General features: G+C 34.8%; 2 protein-coding genes. Both read right to left on the minus strand.

The annotated features are described in order from the left end of the window. Positions 1-1,345: hypothetical protein (locus ACTTKP_RS12060; protein WP_442554130.1), on the minus strand; the 1,345-nt coding region annotated here is incomplete at its 3' end. Between the two features lie 453 nt (positions 1,346-1,798). Then, on the minus strand, positions 1,799-2,824 hold a 1,026-nt coding region (locus ACTTKP_RS12065; RefSeq protein WP_442554131.1), incomplete at its 5' end, for a methyl-accepting chemotaxis protein.

Consider the following 2,824-nt stretch of genomic DNA (forward strand, 5'->3'; position numbering starts at 1 on the left):
CCGGTGGGGTTGTTGGCGGCGGTGCCACTGGCGGTACCGGTGGGGTCGGTGGCTCTCCCGGTGTTGGCGGTGGTGGAGGATTTCCTCCTCCGCCCCCCCCTGGTGGATTTGATGGTTTTTCCTTAGTAGTAACCTCAAATTGAGGAACTGTAATCCAAGTCTCTTTAAACTTCTTATCCTGAACTAATTTTGTTTCATATCCAAATACTAATGGTTGACTCTTATTCCCCTCCGAAACAAAAATAATTATATGATAATTCTTCGGTACATTAATTTTAGGTAACTTTTTCTTTAAATATTGCACATGAAAACTCACATCCGACTTAGCTAGAGTTTCTTGATATTCCCTTTTACCCGTATTTTGATTATATTTCTTATCTCTCTCATAATCTTTATACCAAAAACCACGAAGGTTGCCAAAATAGCCTCCACAAGATGCCCAAACCAACTCTTGGGCATTTACATATGATCTTGTTTTCATCGGGTTAGTTCTTTCAGGATCATTATCATACTCTTTATTTAAATAATAAACCGTCTTCTTTAATACATCAGATGCATTCTCTCCATACAAAGCTTTAAGCTCTTCAATAACGCTACCGGTTGTAGGTTCATGTTCATGTCTGACAAACTCTCCATATCTTTTGGTATAACCGCTTGCTTTAATTTCGTTCTTATCGGTGCTGCATCTATTCCTACAATCCTTAAACTCTTTTAATATCCATTTAGAAAGTTCTGCATCATCCGGGTCTGTTATTGCTGAGAATTTTGTGTTGGGTGTTAAGTAAATATCTGTATTTATACAATACGCCAAAGTTGTTTTCTTCTCATTATCATTACCAACCCAATAATCAACCTTTATTTTGTTTTCCGGACTACGAGGCACTCCATTTCCTACAAAGCCTATCGCATCATCAAAAGGCCCAACTTCTCCAGGTTTTTTTACTTCTTTAACAGTAACATCAAATGTTTTAGAAGTTTCTTTGTATTCAATATTCTCTGTATCTTTTTTCAATAATTCTATTGTGTAATTTTCATTCTTTTTCTCTAAAACTTTTTTAGTAAATTTTACATTTCCATCAGAATCATTAAAAGCCGTATCAAGGACTTTTCCTGAAGAATCTAATAAGTTAAACTCAAACTGTTTATCTTTAGGTGGTTTTCCATCCAAACTTATCCTAGCTTGAGCGTAATCACTTTGAATTGGACTATTCTGAATATTCTCGTTATCTGCCTGTGCTACGGAAGACACCCCTATTTGACTTGCTACAAGACATAACGCAAGCATAATAGATGAAACAAAATATCGAGATACCCTAAATTTGTTTTTTCTAAATTTTGTTTTCATAGACATTCCCCTCTTATAGTAGATTTAAATAAATAAACCCTCAGCATACAATAAACTTTAGGCGGTTAGTTTAATGCAACCAAATATATTTGCATCTTCGTACCAACTTCTTGTCTATCTGTAAGTATAGTAGCATAAATGTATTCATATTACAATATTAAAATTAAATTTTTCATATTTTGTAGTTTGTAACCAATTTACTTGTGTTTTTAAACCAAAATCTCAATTTTTATAGGTTTTATTTTTATGCCGGATCTTCTACACTTTAAAAGGTGAATTGCAAAAGTAACTTCCACACCTAAGGTTTAATTTTTTGAAGTAACAGTCCCATACAACATTTTTTAGATATAAAAAGTGGCAGAAAACCTGTTGATACAAGGGTTACTGCCACTTTGTCTTTTTTTTTAGTGTCGAAGATGGGATTTTAACAGAATTTTATTGTAATTGCAAGTCTTATAACTTAAATTTTTTAATAATCTCATCAAGCTCTCTTGAGAGTTCCATAAGAACCTGACTCTCATCCTTAACTTCCTCAAAAGTTGATGCCTGTTCCTGTGTCGATGCCGATATTTCCTGCGTAGCTGCCGAATTTTCTTCTGAAAGTGCAGATACATTTTCCATAACAGTATATAACTTTTTCTGCGAATCATCAATCTGTTTATTAGAAGTAATAATTTCATCCATAGCTACCTTCAGTTCAGTAATTGCGTTTGAAATTCCACTAAAACGATCCCTTACCTCATCAACATTATGCGACTGATTATCTACTATCTCCGTAGAATCATTTATTTTTTCTACGGCATAAGCTGTCCTATTTAAAAGTTCATTAACTGATTGATTGATATTTTCCGTAAACTTGCTTGAATTTTCTGCAAGCTTTCTTATTTCTTCTGCAACTACTGCAAATCCCTTACCTGCCTCACCTGCTCTTGCTGCCTCAATTGCGGCATTAAGGGCAAGGAGATTGGTCTGTTCTGCTATAGAGCGAATCATTTCTCCGGCAATCTTTATTTCATCTACACTACTCTGAGTATTGTCTATGGCTTCCTTAATGTCATTCGATATTGCCTTGTTACTTTCTGTAGACTTCAGCAATTCCTTCATAGTGACAATTCCTTCATTTTTCAGTACCTCAGCATTTCCTGCCGCTTCACCCAGTATCTTAAGATTAGAATCATTTTGTTCAATCAAATTGCTTAAATTTTGTACTTGAATAACACCAACCTGAGTATCTTCTGCCTGAGAAGTCACTCCATGTGCTATTTCTTCCAATGTCTTTGCTATTTCATCACTAGAACGGCTTACCTTCTCTGATTTGTCAAAGAAACTCTGACAAGATACATTCAATTCCTGAGAAGAAGATTTCATTTTATCCACTATCTCTACAAATTTAATTTTTAAATCCTGAGTTGCCCTATAAATATCACCAACCTCATCTCTTCTCTTCGAATAATCATTCTTAGGCTTGGCACTTAAATT

The sequence above is a fragment of the Catonella sp. genome (assembly GCF_052169795.1).
Classification (GTDB): domain Bacteria; phylum Bacillota; class Clostridia; order Lachnospirales; family Lachnospiraceae; genus Catonella.